The 16,279-nt window shown below is 62.7% G+C and carries 16 protein-coding genes; 4 read left to right on the top strand and 12 right to left on the bottom strand.

Features of this window, described 5'->3' with window-relative positions; translation table 11 throughout:
* Positions 1–5 precede the first annotated feature (5 nt).
* Genes mdcE through mdcA form a run of 5 tightly spaced genes read right to left on the bottom strand, consistent with a single transcriptional unit; the run spans position 6 to position 4,464 of the window.
* Positions 6–794: a biotin-independent malonate decarboxylase subunit gamma gene (gene mdcE, locus BN1079_RS13535; RefSeq protein WP_037025247.1), complete on the bottom strand. Its 789-nt coding sequence runs from the start codon at positions 792–794 to the stop codon at positions 6–8.
* Positions 791–1,642: a biotin-independent malonate decarboxylase subunit beta gene (locus tag BN1079_RS13530; RefSeq protein WP_171819304.1), complete on the bottom strand. Its 852-nt coding sequence runs from the start codon at positions 1,640–1,642 to the stop codon at positions 791–793. Before BN1079_RS13530 ends, mdcE begins: the two co-directional genes overlap by 4 nt.
* On the bottom strand, positions 1,635–1,934 hold the full coding sequence (locus tag BN1079_RS13525) for a malonate decarboxylase subunit delta (protein WP_014854606.1): 300 nt from the start codon (positions 1,932–1,934) through the stop codon (positions 1,635–1,637). Before BN1079_RS13525 ends, BN1079_RS13530 begins: the two co-directional genes overlap by 8 nt.
* Positions 1,935–1,936: 2 nt before the next feature.
* Positions 1,937–2,803 (bottom strand): triphosphoribosyl-dephospho-CoA synthase, encoded by an 867-nt coding sequence (locus BN1079_RS13520; RefSeq protein ID WP_037025243.1) that lies wholly within the window; start codon positions 2,801–2,803, stop codon positions 1,937–1,939.
* Positions 2,803–4,464, bottom strand: coding sequence for a malonate decarboxylase subunit alpha (gene mdcA, locus BN1079_RS13515; protein ID WP_037025241.1), 1,662 nt, complete (start codon positions 4,462–4,464; stop codon positions 2,803–2,805). Before mdcA ends, BN1079_RS13520 begins: the two co-directional genes overlap by 1 nt.
* 180 nt (positions 4,465–4,644) lie before the next feature.
* On the opposite strand from mdcA, the gene BN1079_RS13510 reads away from it, so the two are divergent.
* Positions 4,645–5,751, top strand: a complete 1,107-nt coding sequence (locus tag BN1079_RS13510; protein WP_052114485.1) for a DUF1615 domain-containing protein — start codon at positions 4,645–4,647, stop codon at positions 5,749–5,751.
* 50 nt (positions 5,752–5,801) lie between these two features.
* Here the strand turns inward: BN1079_RS13510 and BN1079_RS13505 are convergent, their stop codons facing one another.
* Positions 5,802–6,239: a YqaA family protein gene (locus BN1079_RS13505; RefSeq protein WP_037025239.1), complete on the bottom strand. Its 438-nt coding sequence runs from the start codon at positions 6,237–6,239 to the stop codon at positions 5,802–5,804.
* Positions 6,240–6,306: 67 nt separating this feature from the next.
* On the opposite strand from BN1079_RS13505, the gene phnN reads away from it, so the two are divergent.
* A complete protein-coding gene (phnN, locus tag BN1079_RS13500; RefSeq protein ID WP_037025236.1) occupies positions 6,307–6,849 on the top strand; it encodes a phosphonate metabolism protein/1,5-bisphosphokinase (PRPP-forming) PhnN in 543 nt (180 codons plus the stop codon).
* A 41-nt stretch (positions 6,850–6,890) separates the two neighbouring features.
* Here phnN and BN1079_RS13495 read toward each other — a convergent pair whose 3' ends face one another.
* From BN1079_RS13495 to BN1079_RS13485, 3 genes are all read right to left on the bottom strand, one after another.
* On the bottom strand, positions 6,891–7,493 hold the full coding sequence (locus BN1079_RS13495; RefSeq protein ID WP_037025233.1) for a DUF924 family protein: 603 nt from the start codon (positions 7,491–7,493) through the stop codon (positions 6,891–6,893).
* Positions 7,494–7,495: 2 nt separating this feature from the next.
* A complete protein-coding gene (locus tag BN1079_RS13490; RefSeq protein WP_037025230.1) occupies positions 7,496–8,506 on the bottom strand; it encodes a class 1 fructose-bisphosphatase in 1,011 nt (336 codons plus the stop codon).
* Positions 8,507–8,854: 348 nt separating this feature from the next.
* The gene (locus tag BN1079_RS13485) at positions 8,855–11,311 is read right to left on the bottom strand and encodes a glycogen/starch/alpha-glucan phosphorylase (protein WP_037025229.1); all 2,457 of its coding nucleotides are present in this window, start codon (positions 11,309–11,311) and stop codon (positions 8,855–8,857) included.
* A 137-nt stretch (positions 11,312–11,448) separates the two neighbouring features.
* On the opposite strand from BN1079_RS13485, the gene BN1079_RS13480 reads away from it, so the two are divergent.
* Both BN1079_RS13480 and BN1079_RS13475 read left to right on the top strand, forming a co-directional pair.
* Positions 11,449–11,868 (top strand): YkgJ family cysteine cluster protein, encoded by a 420-nt coding sequence (locus BN1079_RS13480; protein WP_414860268.1) that lies wholly within the window; start codon positions 11,449–11,451, stop codon positions 11,866–11,868.
* Between the two features lie 146 nt (positions 11,869–12,014).
* Positions 12,015–12,467, top strand: a complete 453-nt coding sequence (locus BN1079_RS13475) for a thioesterase domain-containing protein (protein WP_037025227.1) — start codon at positions 12,015–12,017, stop codon at positions 12,465–12,467.
* A 363-nt stretch (positions 12,468–12,830) separates the two neighbouring features.
* On the opposite strand, the gene BN1079_RS13470 is transcribed toward BN1079_RS13475, so the two are convergent.
* The 3 genes from BN1079_RS13470 to oadA all read right to left on the bottom strand — a co-directional run bounded on the left by BN1079_RS13470 (position 12,831) and on the right by oadA (position 16,273).
* The gene (locus BN1079_RS13470) at positions 12,831–13,526 is read right to left on the bottom strand and encodes a carbonic anhydrase (RefSeq protein WP_037025226.1); all 696 of its coding nucleotides are present in this window, start codon (positions 13,524–13,526) and stop codon (positions 12,831–12,833) included.
* A gap of 85 nt (positions 13,527–13,611) precedes the next feature.
* Positions 13,612–14,049, bottom strand: coding sequence for a CBS domain-containing protein (locus BN1079_RS13465; RefSeq protein ID WP_037025225.1), 438 nt, complete (start codon positions 14,047–14,049; stop codon positions 13,612–13,614).
* Between the two features lie 415 nt (positions 14,050–14,464).
* Positions 14,465–16,273: a sodium-extruding oxaloacetate decarboxylase subunit alpha gene (gene oadA, locus BN1079_RS13460; RefSeq protein ID WP_037025223.1), complete on the bottom strand. Its 1,809-nt coding sequence runs from the start codon at positions 16,271–16,273 to the stop codon at positions 14,465–14,467.
* Between the last annotated feature and the right edge of the window lie 6 nt (positions 16,274–16,279).

Raw genomic sequence — 16,279 nt, 5'->3', positions numbered from 1 at the left:
CTCCTCTAGGTCCACTGCGCGCGCAGCATTTCGCGAACTCTGGAAGAGGCCTCGCGGTTCGCTGCGCCGAGGCGGCCACGCAGGTCGGTACTGGCGCCGATGTCCTCGACTGCTTGGCGCAGGCAGTCGCGCACGCGGGTCAGATCGGCTTCGCCCGGCTGCTCGATGTTGTCCACCGAGAGGGTTTCCCAGAGCAGGCCGAGGGTCGCGTAGTTGTCGATATCGTAGGCCATCGGCGGTACCGACTCGGCCAGAGCCTCAAGCTCCTCGACACTGCGCAGGGTGATGCGCGCAGCGGCGTCCTTGCCCATGGCATGCACCATGACCCCGGGGTCGCGCAGGGCGATGATCCGCTGAGCCTGGTAGCCATGGGCGAGGAAGGCGCCAGACATGGCCTTGCCCACCAGCAATGCAATGACCGCATGCCCGGCCAGACGCGCACGGGCATAGCCGTCCACCGCACCAGCCAGAGCCTGATGAATGCCCAGCGCCTCTTCGCGGCGGCCGTAGGCCTGGCTGGGTACGTCCACGACGGCGACCAGCACACGCTTTTCGGTCTTCTCGCGGTCGGCTTCAACGACTTCATCCACGGCCTTGCCGAGCGCCCAGCCTTCCAGCAGCCCAACTTCGCCATTGCGTGCACGCGGGAAAGGATTCTCGGCATCCGGCACCACGGCGATATAGCGCGCCGCACGACCGGTCAGCTCGCCGTCCACAACTTTCACCGAGGCCGGATAACCCGCCAGCGCCGGGCCGCCGGCCAGGGCTTGCAACCAGTTCAATCCACGACTCATTGGGCATCTCCTTGGTAAATGGCACGAACGTCCGCGGCGCTTAGTTGTGCGCCGCTGCCGGCCTGGGCCAGACGTTCCAGAAACCATGCGTGACGCCGGCTGCGCGGTTGCGCCGGTTTGCCCTGGGCGAACAACTTGTGCAGCTCGGCGCGAATGGCATCGGTGTCATCGGCGACATAGCTGTCGGCCAGGCCGCTGGCATGGCGCTGTTCACCGCCGGTCAGGCTCCAGATAAAGGGGCGGTTGGCAGAGTCGTACTCTTCGATACCGGCCTCCTGCTCGATCACCTGCGGGCCGTTCAGGCCCAGACGCGCCTCACGGGTAAGGATCAGATAGCTACACAGCCCGGCGGCGATGCCCATGCCGCCGAAGCAGCCAACCGAGCCGGCGATTACGCCGATCACCGGCTGGTATTCACGCAGCTCGACGATGGCTGCCTGGATCTCGGCGATGGCCGCCAGGCCCAGATTGGCTTCCTGCAGACGCACGCCGCCGGTTTCCAGCAGCAGTACGGCACGGGTGGGAATGCCGTTGCGGTTGTCTTCAGCGGCCAGCTCCAGCGCGCCGGCGATCTTGGCGCCGCCGACCTCGCCCATGCTGCCGCCCTGGAACGCGCCCTCGATGGCTGCAAGCACGGCCGGCTGGCCATCGATGCTGCCCTTGGCCACCACCACGCCGTCGTCGGCCTGGGTGACGATGCCCTGCTTGGGCAGCCAGGGCGAGGTGACGCGATCGAAGGGGTCGATCAGTTCGCGGAAGCTGCCGTCGTCCAGCAAGGCACGGGCACGCTGGCGGGCGCCGAGTTCGACGAAGCTGCGAGACTGCAGCAGACGTGCGATATCACTCATGGCCAATCTCCTCCAGTCCCTGTTCCAGACGCAGGCGTACCACGCCGGGGGTCGCGCCGAAGTCATGAATGTCGATGTTCAGTGCCGGCAGCGTCTGCTCGCGGAACATCCGCTCGAACAGCTGTTGCCAGCGTTGTTCGGCACCGTTGACCGACGTGACCACGCGGATCGCCAGCTTGCCGGCTTGACCCGGTTCGAGCAGCACTTCCAGATCACCCGAGCCGACCACACCGACCAGGGCCTTGCCGCGGGCGGGTTGCCCGGCAGCGAATTCAAAAGACAGGGTTTCCATGATCAATTGCTCCCATTCGTCGTCGTGGCAGGCGCCAGACGGTCGAGGAAAAGAGTGGCGGCCAGCAGATCAGCAGCGCCGCCCGGCGAGGCATTGAGGGCCAGCATGTCGCGATCCAGCTCACGCAACTGCCGACGCCCGGCGAGACTGGCCGCACCACCGGCATCGAGCACGGCGCGGGCACCTTGCTGCATGCGGTTCAGCCCTTTCAGTCCGGCTCGGTGCAGCACGCAGGTATCGGTCAGCTGGCTCATGATCGCCAGCAGCGCATCGAGCCGGGCGTTCTGCTCGCCGGCCCCGTCGCGACGGCTGGTCAGCAGCTGCGGTAAGCCATGTTCGATGACGGCGGGAAAGCCGTGCTGCGCCTGTTCACGTGCGCCCGGCACACCGTAGCGGCGGCACACGCGCGCGCCGTGGCTGTTCGGGTTGTGCGGCGCGGCCGGGTCTTCGAGTCGGGCCAGAGCAGCAGCGCTCATCGCGATAGCCGTGGCGCTGGTATTGCCTTCCAGTGCTGCGGCCGCAGTAAGCAGCCCCAGCGCCCAGATTGCGCCACGGTGGGTATTGACCCCACCGGTGACGCGCAGCATTTCGGTTTCGCCTTCGCGCCCCAGCCGGCCTACGGCTTCGCGCAGCGCCTGGCTGACCTGCCCCTCGGCCTGGGCCGCCTCGGCCATGGCGCTGAAGGTTGGCCACAGCGAACGCGCCGAGGCGTGCATCAGCCCCAGGTGCAGGTCCCGATGCGCGCCGTTGCCACGTCGGTCCACCAGCCCCGGCTTGGGCGACAGATCCGCCTCGTCGATCAGTACCTGCATCGCCAGACCCGCCAGCCGCTCGGCCAGTGCCGGCTGTATCGCAATCAGGGCGCTCATCACCAGCTCCTGAACTTGGCAGGCGGGTTGTAGAGGCCACCGGACCAGTCCACCAGTTCGGCGATGCTTTTGGCCGCAAGCAGCTCGCGGGTGGCATCGGTACGGCGAATGCCAAGGTCTTCCGGCAGCGCGATCAGGCCTTCGCGGCGCATGCGCTCGGTGTCCTTCGGTTCATGGCGCAAGCCGATACTGGTGACACCCGCCACCGCGGCGATCATCGCCTGGCGCTCTTCCAGCGAGCGCGCCTTGTACAGGTAGGCGATGCCTTCCTCGGTGAGCAGGTGGGTGACGTCGTCGCCATAGATCATGATCGGCGCCAGCGGCATGCCGCTCTTCTTCGCCACGTCGACGGCGTCGAGCTGCTCGACGAAGGTGGGTTTGCCGCCCTCCTGGAAGGTCTCGACCATCTGCACCACAAGCTTCTTGCCGCGCTCGAGCATGGTCACAGGCGTGGTCATGTCGAGCCAGGCTGGCGTCGCATGACGGCGGCCGCGCGGATCATGGCCCATGTTCGGTGCACCGCCGAAGCCGGCCAGGCGGCCGCGGGTGACGGTGGATGAATGACCGTCGCCATCTACCTGCAGCGTCGCGCCGATAAACAGGTCCACCGCGTACTGGCCGGCCAGCTGGCACATCATGCGGTTGGAGCGCATGGAGCCGTCGCGGCCGGTAAAGAACACATCCGGACGCTGGGCGATGTAGTTCTCCATGCCCAGTTCGGTACCGAAGCAGTGCACGCTCTCGACCCAGCCAGTCTCGATGGCCGGGATCAGCGTCGGATGCGGGTTGAGGGTCCAGTTGCGGCAGATCTTGCCTTTCAGGCCCAGGGATTCGCCGTAGGTCGGCAGGATCAGCTCGATGGCCGCGGTGTTGAAACCGATGCCGTGGTTGAGCGACTGCACGTTGTGCTTTTCGTAGATGCCGCGGATCGCCATCATCGCCATCAGCACGTGCACCGGCTTGATATGGCGCGGGTCGCGGGTGAACAGCGGCTCGATGTAGAACGGTTTGTCGGCCTGCACCACGAAGTCGACCCAGCTGGCCGGGATGTCGACCCGTGGCAGGTCACGCGGGTCATCGACGATCTCGTTAACCTGGACGATGACGATGCCGTCGGAGAAGGCGGTGGGCTCGACCAGTGCCGGGGTGTCTTCGGTGCTGGGGCCGGTGTAGATGTTGCCCGCGCGGTCGGCGGTGAAGCCGGCCACCAGCGCGACGTTGGGAATCAGGTCCACCAGCAGGCGCGAATAGAGCTCGATGTAGGTATGGATGGCGCCGACTTCCAGCAGGCCGTCTTCCAGCAGCTGGCTGATGCGCAGGCTCTGCGGACCGGCGAAGGAGAAGTCGAGCTTGCGCGCGATCTGCCGCTCGAACAGATCCAGGTGCTCGGCACGGCTGACGCTGGGCATGATCATGTGCAGGTCATGCAGCTTGCCGGGATCGACCTTGGCCAGGGAGCGCGAGAGGAAATCCGCCTGCTTCTGGTTGTTGCCTTCGAGCACCACGCGATCACCCGGGGCGATCAGCATTTCAAGCGCTGCGACGATCTTGTCGCTGGGCAGGACTACCCCGTCGGCGAGGCTGCGCACCTGATCGAGACGGCGGGCTTTCTCAGCGCGCCGACGCGACCACTGCGGCGGTGGGGATATTTTTGTTGTCATGACGACTCCACAGGTTTCCGCGATGTGCAGTCCACAGTAGCAGCGCCCCACCGACCATCAATCAAGCAGCAGAAGCGATCGTTACGATTAAAGTAACCTTCACCTGTTAAGGTCTTTCCGGCTCGCAGCAGCTGAGGCTGTTTAGAGGTCCAAGGGGACAGACCAGATAGCGAGGCCTCCATGCTTATTCAAAACCGCAGCGTTCGGCGCTGCCTGCTGCTGTTCGCCGCACTGCTGACCGTGGCCGGCTGCGCCCAACACGCGCAGATACCGCAGCCCCATCCAAAGGAGGTGCGCGCCAAGATCGTGCGTTTGATGCCCGCCGAAATACCCGACCGCAACGGCTGGGCTACGGATATACAGTCGGCCTTCAGCACCCTGGATATCCCGCCGACCGATGAGAACCTCTGCGCGGTGCTGGCCGTAACGGTTCAGGAATCGACCTTCCAGGCCGCGCCGCCGGTGCCCGGCCTGGCGAAAATTGCCCGCGAGGAGATCTACCGCCGGGCGGCTCGCCTGCACGTCCCGCGCTTTGTGGTGGATACCGCACTGCGTCTTGAATCGCCGGACGGCCAGAGCTACGACAAACGCCTGTCGAAGGTCCGTACCGAGAAGGAGCTGAGCGCCATCTTCGATGATTTCCTCAATGTCGTACCGCTGGGCAGCCAGCTGTTCGGCAAGTTCAACCCGGTACGCACCGGCGGGCCGATGCAGGTCAGCATCGCCTTCGCCGAAGCGCGCGCCCGTGACTACCCCTATGCCCGGGAAGGCACGATTCGTGATGAAGTGTTCAGCCGCCGTGGCGGCATGTACTTCGGCATCGCCCATCTGTTGGACTACCCGGCGAACTACAGCCGCCCGCTGTATCGCTTCGCCGACTTCAACGCCGGCTGGTACGCCAGCCGCAACGCGGCGTTTCAGCAGGCACTGAGCCTGGCGTCGGGCATCGAGCTGGCGCTCGATGGCGACCTAATCATTCATGGCAGCCGCAAGGCCGGCTCCACAGAGTTGGCCGCCCGCTCGCTGGGCAAGCGCCTGAGAATGAGTGACAGCGCCATTCGCCGGGCGCTGGAAAAAGGTGACAGCCTGGAATTCGAGGAAACACGTCTCTATGAGCGAGTGTTCGACCTGGCAGAGCAGATCGAAGGCAAGCCCATGCCGCGCGAGGTCCTGCCTGGCATCAAGCTAAAAAGCCCCAAGATCACGCGCAACCTCACCACCGCCTGGTTTGCCCAGCGCGTCGACGAGCGTCATCGGCGCTGCATGGCGCGTGCAGCGCAGCTTTGATTGCGCTGTCATTTACCAGCAGGTTTCGGCTGGTAACCTCCTCGGAGGGTTTACAGCCCGCCCAGCGCCACTGCTGCCAGCACCAAATAGCGCATGCCCTTCGCCAGCGTCACCAGCAGGAGGAAACTCCACAGGGGTTCGCGCAGCATGCCGGCGACCAGAGTAAGCGGGTCACCGATAATGGGCACCCAGCTCAGCAACAGTGACCAGCGACCGTAGCGGTGGTAGCTTCGCTGGGCTTTTTCCAGCTGCTGGGGGGTGGCCGGGAACCAGCGCTTGTGGCGCAGACGCTCGATGGAGCGGCCCAGCAACCAGTTGACCAGCGAACCCAGCACGTTGCCCAGCGTCGCCACCAGGAGCAGCGCCGTGATTGAGAAGTTTCCGCTGAGCAACAGCCCCACCAGCACCGCTTCGGATTGCGCCGGCAACAGCGTGGCGGCGGCGAAGGCGGCCATGAACAGGCCCAGATAGGCGGAAAGATCGAGCACGGTTTTTTTACCGGGTGTGGTCGGCGGACGCGAACGAAACGGCAGCAGACCCTAGCAGAGGATGTAAATGAAAGGCAGGTTGATCTATCTCGTCGGTCCTTCCGGCTCGGGCAAGGACAGCCTGCTCGATGCCGCGCGCGAGCGCCTGACAGAACGCGGCGTGTGCATCGCCCGACGGGTCATCACGCGCTCGGCCGAAGCCGTTGGCGAAGAAGCTGAGGCGGTCAGCTTCGAGGAATTCGAACGTCTCGAGGCCAGCGGCGCCTTCGCCATGAGCTGGCGCGCAAACGGCCTGGCCTATGGTATTCCGACGCAGATAGATCATTGGCTGGATGAAGGCAATGATGTGGTGGTCAATGGCTCCCGCGCATACCTGTCCCAGGCGCGCCTGCGCTATCCCGAGCTGCTGGCGATCCTGCTGAACGTCAGGCCCGAGGTGCTGCGCCAGCGCCTGCTGGCACGCAATCGCGAAACCGCCGAACAAATCGAACAGCGCCTGGCCCGGAATGCGCGCTTTGAAAACGCGGCGAGCGATCTGCATCTGCTGGACAACTCCGGCGAGCTGGAGCAGACAGTGCAGGGGCTGCTGAAAATGCTGGAGACTGCCTGAAAAGCAGGGTCGCTCTGCAGCGCGCGCAGAAAGAGCCGGCTTTAAAATCCTGCCCCGGGCCGGTCTAGATAGTCCTGCTCGGCTTCGCTCGATGTGCGGCCAAGGATTGCATTGCGGTGGGGAAAGCGGCCAAAGCGGGCGATCACGTCGCGATGCCGATGGGCATAGTCGAGAAAATCCTCAAAAGCGGGTAGCTCGCCTGCTCCGGCCAGGTCACGCAACTCGGTGAATTTCTCCACGGCCAGATCCTGATCCGCCAGGTTCTCGGCGTGCTCCAGCACCAGATAAGGGAAGACCCGCTCAATGGGAGTGAGCAGCCTGTCGAACCCCTGCGCCATGCCCTCGCTGAGCACGTCCCGGGCACGCTGATCGCCGGCAAATGCCCGTGGTGTGCCGCGGTGGATCATGCGCGGCAGCTGGTCAAGCAGCAGGATCAGCGCCAACCAGCTCTGCGCGGAGCGCAACCAATCCTGCAGGCCGCCAGCAAGGGCCTGCTCGCACAGATCGCCGAAGCGCTCACGCGCCTCGCGGTCCTGCTTGGGTTTGTAGCCGAACCACAGGCTGTGCTTTTCCTTGACGATCTGCTGCGCCGTGCGGCTCTGGCCAAACCACCAGTTCAGCAGCTCCTGCCACGGCGCGGACACAATCAGCCCTTGTGATAACCGGTGACGCGCTCGACCTCTTCCGGCGAGCCGAGGAATACCGGTACACGTTGGTGCAGGGAGGTCGGCTCGACTTCGAGGATGCGCTGCTTGCCATCGGTGGCAGCACCGCCGGCCTGCTCGATGATGAAGGACATGGGGTTGGCCTCGTACATCAGACGCAGCTTGCCGGGCTTCTCCGGCTCGCGAGCGTCCCAGGGGTACATGAACAGACCACCGCGGGTGAGGATGCGATGCACATCGGCCACCATCGAGGCGATCCAGCGCATGTTGTAGTTTTTGCCCAGCGGGCCTTCTTCACCGGCCAGCAGCTCGCTGACGTAGCGTTTGACCGGCTCGTCCCAGTGACGCTGGTTGGACATGTTGATGGCGAATTCGGCGGTGCTGTGCGGTACCCGGATATTGTCGTGGGTAAGCACGAAGCTGCCGAGCTCGCGGTCCAGGGTGAAGCCCATGACCCCGTCACCCAGAGTCAACATCAGCATGGTCTGCGGGCCGTAAATGGCATAGCCAGCCGCGACCTGCTTGGTGCCGGGCTGGAGGAAGGCTTCATCGCCAAGGGAATCATTCTGGCTGAAGCAATTGCCCGGGCAGCGCAGCACCGAGAAGATGGTGCCAACCGAAACGTTGACGTCAATGTTCGATGAGCCGTCCAACGGATCGAAGAGCAGCAAGTAGGCGCCCTTGGGATAGCGACCGGGAATCTGGTACGGTTTGTCCATCTCCTCGGAGGCCATGCCGGCCAGGGTGCCGCCCCACTCGTTGGCTTCGAGCAGGATTTCGTTGGACAGCACGTCCAGCTTCTTCTGCACCTCACCCTGTACGTTCTCGGTTTCCATGCTGCCCAGCACGCCGCCCAGCGCGCCCTTGGAAACCTGATGGCTGATTGCCTTGCACGCCCGCGCCACCACCTCGATAAGGAAGCGCAAATCCGCAGGGGTGTTGTTGCTGCGAGTCTGCTCGATCAGGTAGCGGCTCAGGGTTACGCGTGACATGGAATGACTCCGGGAGAGAAAAAAACCTGCGCAGTTTAGCAGGGCATGGGGTACTAGGCTTCGTTCCCGTTTCATTCATATTCACGCCCGCGCCTGTTTTATGCGAGACAGGCGCCAGTTGCGAAGTTCGCCGCTGCAATATAGGCGACATGAAACGCGCGTCGTGCAATCAAGCCCGGTTTCTCGGGTCGCGCGGCATATCGCCTTGCAGCATTGCGGCCGAGCGCCCTTTGGCCGAAGCGATGGGTCGCAACGAAACGGGAACAAATCTATTCCCACTCAGACCGGCCAGAATCAGAAGGAGTTCAGCGAAACGGCGAAAGCGCCGTCTCGCTCGGCCCGCCCGGCTTACAACACCTTCCAGATATCCTCGGCGTATTCGCGGATGGTCCTGTCTGACGAGAACCAGCCGGTACGCGCGGTGTTGAGCACCGCCGAGCGCCACCAGTTGTTCGGGTCGCGCCAGCGCGCCTCTACCTCGAGCTGCGCGTGCCAATAGGCCTCGAAATCAGCGCAGACCATAAAGGTATCCTGCCATTTGAGGCCATCGATCAGCGCCGTGTAGCGAGCCGGATCATCGGCGGAAAAGGCCCCATCGCGAATCGACAGGAGTGCTTCATTGAGCCGCGACGAGCCAAAGATGGTCGCTTCGGCGTTGTATTCCCCCGCCTGCTTGCGCGCCTCCACCTCCTGCGCGGTAAGGCCGAAGATAAACATGTGCTCCAGGCCGATCTGCTCGCTCATTTCCACATTGGCGCCGTCCAGGGTGCCGATGGTCAGCGCGCCATTGAGGGCGAACTTCATGTTGCTGGTGCCCGACGCCTCCAGTCCGGCAGTGGAAATCTGCTCGGAAAGGTCCGCTGCCGGAATGATGCGCTCGGCCAGGCTGACGTTGTAATTGGGCAAAAACACCACCTTGAGCAGACCGCGCACCGTCGGATCGTCGTTGATGGTGCGAGCGATATCGTTGGTCAGTTTGATAATCATCTTGGCGGTGTGATAACTGGCTGCCGCCTTGCCGGCGAAGATCTTCACCCGCGGCACCCAGTTACCGCCCGGATCGGAGCGAATCGCCTGATACAGCGCCACGGTGTGCAGCAGATTCAGCAGCTGGCGCTTGTATTCGTGGATACGTTTGACATGCACATCGAACAGGGCGGAAGGATCAACTTCAATGCCCAGCTGTTCCTGAATAATCCTCGCCAACAGCTGCTTGTTTTCCAGCCTTTGGGCAGCGAAGCGTGCCCGGAACTGCGCCTGCTCGGCATAGGGCTCAAGCTGGCGCAGCATGTTTTCCGGGTCATCGAGCAGCTCCTCACCGAGGTGCTCGACCAGCAGAGCGGTCAGTTGCGGGTTGGACTGGTACAGCCAGCGTCGAAAGGTAATGCCGTTGGTCTTGTTACTGATACGGTTCGGAAACAGCGAATGCAGATCGGTAAATACCGTCTCGCGCATCAGGCCGGTGTGCAGCGCCGAAACGCCATTAATGCTGTGCGAGCCGAGAAATGCCAGGTTGCCCATGCGCACCCGCCGGCCATTACTTTCCTCGATCAGCGACACGGAGCGCAGCAATTCCAGGTTGTGAATGCCGCGCTCGCGCAGGGCGTCAAGATGATGCGCATTGATCAGGTAGATGATTTGCATATGGCGCGGTAGCAATCGCTCCATCAGGCCGACGGACCAGGTTTCCAAAGCCTCAGGCAGCAACGTGTGGTTGGTGTAGGACATGGTCGCTACCGTCAGCTCCCAGGCCTTGTTCCAGGCGATGCCGTTAACGTCCACCAACAACCGCATCAGCTCCGCCACGGCAATCGCCGGATGGGTGTCGTTGAGCTGAATGGAAGCGAACTCCGGCAGGTTCAGCAGGGTACCGCGCTGATCCATATGCCGCCGCAGCAGGTCCTGCAGCGATGCCGCAACGAAGAAATACTCCTGGCGCAGGCGCAGCTCCTGCCCGGCTTCAGTGCTGTCGGCGGGATAGAGCACTCGCGAGATGCTTTCGGCCCGCGCGCCCTCGCTCACCGCTCCCACATGGTCGCCGGCATTGAAGCGCTCCAGATGAAAATCCGCTTCAGCCCTGGCACGCCACAACCGCAAGGTATTCACGCTGGCGCCACGCCAGCCAACGATGGGCGTGTCGTAGGCGATGGCCCGCACGCCTTCGGACCAGTGCCAGAAATGTCGCGGCTCCTTGCCCGGCCCTTCGGCGGGCAATGCCATGACGCTGCCGCCAAAGCCGATCAGGTAGCTGACCTCGGGTCGCTCGAACTCCCAGGGATTGCCGAAGTTCAGCCAGGTCTCGGTCTGCTCGTGCTGCCAGCCGTCGACAATGGCCTGGCGGAACAGGCCATGGTCGTAGCGGATGCCGTAGCCGTGGGCGGCGATGCCCAGGGTAGCCATGCTTTCCATAAAGCAGGCGGCCAAGCGGCCCAGGCCGCCATTGCCCAGCGCCGCATCCGGCTCGGTCAGGCGGATGCGTTCGAAATCCACATTGATGCCGGCCAATGCCTGGCGCGCGGTTTCCAGCAGACCGAGGTTGCTCAGGCTGTCGATCAGCAGCCGGCCGATCAAGAATTCCAACGAGAGGTAGTAGACGCGCTTCTTGCCCTGGCGATAGCTCTCGCGCGTGCGGTCCATCCACTGGTCGATCATGCGATCCCGGGTGGCCAGCGCCACCGCCTCGAACCAGTCGTGATCGGACGCGTGCTCGGGGTCCTTGCCGATGGAGTAAGTCAGTTTGGCAAGAATGGTCTCGCGAAAGGCTTCGACCTCATCGGCTGTGGGGGCGTGCAATTGTTGCGTCATGGACGGACCTCGTAGCGCTGCGCATTTGGCGATGTAGGGAGGTTTCCAGGTAGCCGGCGCCGGGCGACCCTGTCGGGGGTTCGACTCGTCGGAATCACTGGAAATTCCGCTCCGCGCCGTTATGATCGCGCCTCCTCATTGCCAAACTGCGCATCGTGCCCCGACTAATCGCTTCTGCCGACCCTGATCGCCTGGAATCCTGGGCGCGCTATAGAAGTGGTCTGTGCCACGACTGCCGCGCAACGTGCTGCACACTGCCGGTAGAGGTGCGCATTGACGACCTGATCCGCCTGGAGCTGGTCGATGCATTCGAGCGCGAAGAGCCGGCCAAGAGCATTGCCCGGCGACTGACCAAGGCCGGCGTCATCGAACACTTCAATCAGAAAAACGGCACCTTCACCCTGACTCGTCTGACCAACGGTGACTGCCTCTACCTGGATCGCCAGACCCGCCTGTGCACCGTCTATGAGCGGCGCCCCGACACCTGCCGCAATCACCCGAAAATCGGCCCAAGACCCGGCTATTGCGCCTACCAGCAGAAAATCACCGCACGCTGAGACAGTTACGGCCCCTTGCGTACATAAACCGCTGGGCGCGTCTCCAACACGGCTCGGCAATAAGGCAAGGGACACTGGCAATATCGTGACTCAGCAGTCATGCTTTGCGTCTGCCTGTATCTGCAACGTTTAGGAACCCACTCGGCATGAGTCGCGACAGCCGCTATCTGGAAGAGCTTCTGCACCATGACATCCCCTTGACGCGCGCGCTGGGGCTGCGTGTTGAGCAATGGGAAAATCACGAATTACGCGTGAAGGTGCCGCTGCAAGAGAACATCAATCACAAGAGCAGCATGTTCGGCGGCAGTCTTTACTGCGCCTCGGTACTCGCTGGCTGGGGCTGGCTGCACCTGCGCCTGCGCGAGGCCGGCATCGAGGATGGGCATATCGTCATCCACGAAGGGCAGATTGCCTACCCGCTGCCGGTGGTCGACGACGCCACGGCTATCTGCTCGGCGCCTGATGACAGCGCCTGGGAGCGCTTCGAGACCATCTACCGTCGCCGAGGCCGCGCGCGCCTCACGCTGCATAGCCGCATCCTGACCGAAGATGGCCGCGATGCCGTGCGCTTCACCGGGCAGTTTGTGCTGCATAAATAGGCAACCAGGCGACGCTCACCCGACTTTAGAGCGAAGCCTCGACCCGGCATCCTCGCAACCCACGCATTGGGGGAACGGGCCTGACCAGCCCGCAGTACTTATTCGGCAGCAGAACCGCCCTAGGCTCTGTACGAAAAGTGCCTGCGCTCGGTGATGCTTCGTTAAAAACGGGTTCGGAATGCTCATTTACAGCTCGTAAACACTGCTTCCTCACCCGTTTTTGCCTCGCCTGACCTTCGCTCGGCGACTTTTCGTACACATCCTAAAACTAGCGCGATAAGTACGCTTCCAGGGGTTTAAACCGGTGCAGTCATCGTAGCCAGTCTTAACAGGCAGTCGCAAAACTGCCTGTTAAGACGTTCTTCAGACGTAACGCGACTTGGGCGTAGCCATCGGCAAAGGCCCATCGCCAATCAGACGGAACTCGCCACGCGCTGCGTCATAAGCGCGGATTTCACTGGTGCCGATGTTGTAGAGCCAGCCGTGGATAAACAGCTGCCCGCTGGCCAGACGCGCCGCCACCGAAGGATGGGTGCGAAGGTGCTCAAGCTGCGCCAGCACGTTTTCCTCGGTGAGAATGCGCAGGGTGCTTTCATTGGCACAGCCGCAGTTCTCCTCCACCACCGTACGAGCCACCTCGGCATGCCGCAGCCAGCTCTTGACCGTGGGCATGCGCTCCAGGCTGGACGGCTCGAGCACCGCCTTCATCGCACCACAGTCCGAATGCCCACATACAATGATGTGCTTGACCCCAAGCGCCATTACGGCGAACTCGATGGCGGTCGAGACACCGCCGTTCATCTGCCCGTAAGGCGGCACGATGTTGCCCACGTTGCGAGTGACGAACAGGTCGCCCGGTGAGCTCTGGGTAATCAGCTCCGGCAGAATTCGCGAATCAGCACAGGTGATAAACATCGCCCGCGGTGTCTGCTCGTGGGCCAGTTTGGCAAACAGCTCACGCTGCTGCGGGTACACATCCTCGCGAAAGCGCATAACGCCTGCGACAAGGCTGTCGAGCGCTTCCTGCGCAGTTTCGTTGGGAATGTTTTCGAGGCACATGTTTCAAACTCTCTTCTGATTGATTGCCCCACCCCATTGCGGCAGGCGAGCGGACACCGTCGGCGCCAGGCGGACACGGACGCGATTATTGACCGCGAATGTATTGCTCCAGATGCTGAATCAGGCTTTCCTTCTCAGCGACCAGTTCCTTGACCACGTCACCGATGGAAAGCATGCCGACCAGTTGGCCCCCCTCCAATACCGGCAGGTGGCGCAGGTGGCGATCGGTCATCAGCTGCATGCACTCTTCCAGCCCCTGATGCGGTTCGACGGTCACCAGGCTGGCGGTCATGATGGTGCTCACCGGAGTGGCGAACGATGAACGCCCCTTGAGCACGCCTTTGCGCGCGTAGTCGCGTTCACTGACGATCCCGACCAGCTGGCCATCGGCATTGACCACCGGCAAGGCGCCGACGTTCTTTTCCGCCATCACCTGCAACACCTCGAGCACACTGGCTGTCTCGACGATGGTGTGCACGCTGACATCCGCTTTGGCGCTGACGACCTGTCCAACCGTTTTCATCGTTCTCTCCTTATCGGTCCGTATCGGGCGGCTTCTAGCAGGCCGTTGAAACGTAGGCGAGGCAGGCAAGACAAGGCAACAACAGGCGAGGACGCGGAGTTTATTAATCTAACTGAGCAGTACTCACTTCGTTCGCCCTTCGGGCCGCGCTAAAGGGCGTTAGCCGCAAGCGGCTTGCCGAGCCAGTTTTTAATGCAGTATTGCCAACGCAGGCAGTTTCAACAGCCTCCTAGGATTGTCCGTGAAACGAGGCCAGTAAAGCCTTTTCACGCCATGCGGAAGCCGGCTTTGTATCGGACTGCAACCGGCAGAAGGAAGCCACATTTTTCTGCCGGGTGTCAGGGTCTGTTGGCGTGTGTCCTTGCAACCCGAAGGACCGGGCGCAGGCGCTATGAACATCAACAGACCTCAGGCCTCAAGCGATCTCGATCAGCAGGTCACCGGGGGTCACACGGTCACCCTTGCCGACGTGAACGGCCTTCACCGTACCGGCGATGGGCGCCTGGATCTCGGTTTCCATCTTCATCGCTTCGCTGATCAGCACCGGCTGCCCCGCCTTGACCACATCACCTTCCTTGACCAGCACATCGACCACATTGCCCGGCATGCTGGTGCTGACGTCGCCCGGTGCGCTGGCCTGCTTGCGCTTGCCGCCGCCTTCACCGACGAAATTGTTCAGCGGCTCGAACACCACCTCTTCCGGCATGCCATCGATGGAAAGGAAGAAGTGACGCTTGCCCTCGCCCTTGACGCCAACGCCGGTGATATCCACGCGGTAGCTTTCGCCATGCACGTCGATGATGAATTCGGTCGGAACACCTTCGTCGGCCGGAGAGCTGACGCTGCTGCCATCAGGGATCGGTAGCAGGACTTCGGGAGCCAGCGTGCCGGCAGCGCGCTCCTCAAGGAACTTGCGGCCGATGTCGGGGAACATCGCATAGGTCAGCACGTCTTCCTCACTCTGCGCCAACTGACCGATCTCGCCACGCAAACGCTCCATTTCCGGCTTGAGCAGGTCGGCCGGGCGGCAGACGATGACTTCTTCATGACCGATGGCCTGGAAGCGCAAGCGCTCGCAAATCTCACCTGCCGCCTTGCCGTAGCGGCCCTGCAGATAGAGTTTCACTTCATTGGTGATGGTCTTGTAGCGCTCGCCTGCCAGCACGTTGAAGAACGCCTGAGTGCCGACGATCTGCGAAGTGGGCGTGACCAGCGGCGGATAGCCAAGGTCCTTGCGCACGCGAGGAATCTCGGCGAGCACCTCATCCATCAGATGCAGCGACCCCTGCTCCTTGAGCTGGTTGGCCAGGTTGGAAATCATCCCACCGGGCACCTGGTTGACCTGCACCCGGGTATCGACGCCGGTGAACTCGCTTTCGAACTGGTGGTACTTCTTGCGCACGGCATAGAAGTACAGACCGATCTCCTGGATCAGCTTGAGATCAAGGCCGGTGTCGTACTCGCTGCCCTTGAGCGCGGCAACCATGGATTCGGTGCCCGGATGGCTGGTGCCCCAGGCCATGCTGGAGATGGCGGTATCGATGCGATCGGCACCGTTCTCGATGGCCTTGAGCTGACACATGCTGGCCACGCCGGCCGTGTCATGGGAATGCACCACCACTTCCAGCTGCGGCAGAGCATTCTTGAGCGCCTTGACCAGCGCACCGGTGGCGTACGGCGTCAGCAGGCCGGCCATGTCCTTGATGGCGATGGAATCCACGCCCATATCGGCCATGGTCTGCGCCTGGGCAACGAAGGCTTCGGTGGTATGTACCGGGCTGGTGGTGTAGCAGATGGTGCCCTGGGCATGCTTGCCGGCCTTTTTCACGGCGCGGATGGCGGTTTCCAGATTACGCACATCGTTCATCGCATCGAAAATGCGGAACACATCAATGCCGTTCTCGGCTGCCTTGGCAACGAAGGCTTCCACCACGTCGTCGCTGTAGTGGCGGTAGCCGAGCAGGTTCTGGCCGCGCAGCAGCATCTGCAGACGGGTGTTGGGCAGTGCGGCGCGCAGCTTGCGCAGGCGCTCCCAAGGGTCTTCCTTGAGGAAGCGCACGCAGGCGTCGAAGGTGGCGCCGCCCCAGACTTCCAGCGACCAGTAGCCCACGCGATCCAGCTTTTCGCAGATCGGCAGCATGTCCTCGGTGCGCATGCGGGTAGCCAGCAGGGACTGGTGGGCATCGCGCAGGATGGTATCGGTGACGGTAATTTGCTTGCTCATGATTCA

This window comes from Pseudomonas saudiphocaensis, from assembly GCF_000756775.1.
Lineage (GTDB): Bacteria > Pseudomonadota > Gammaproteobacteria > Pseudomonadales > Pseudomonadaceae > Stutzerimonas > Stutzerimonas saudiphocaensis.
The sequence above is the reverse complement of the archived record's forward strand: the minus strand, read 5'-3'. Positions and strand labels throughout refer to the sequence as shown.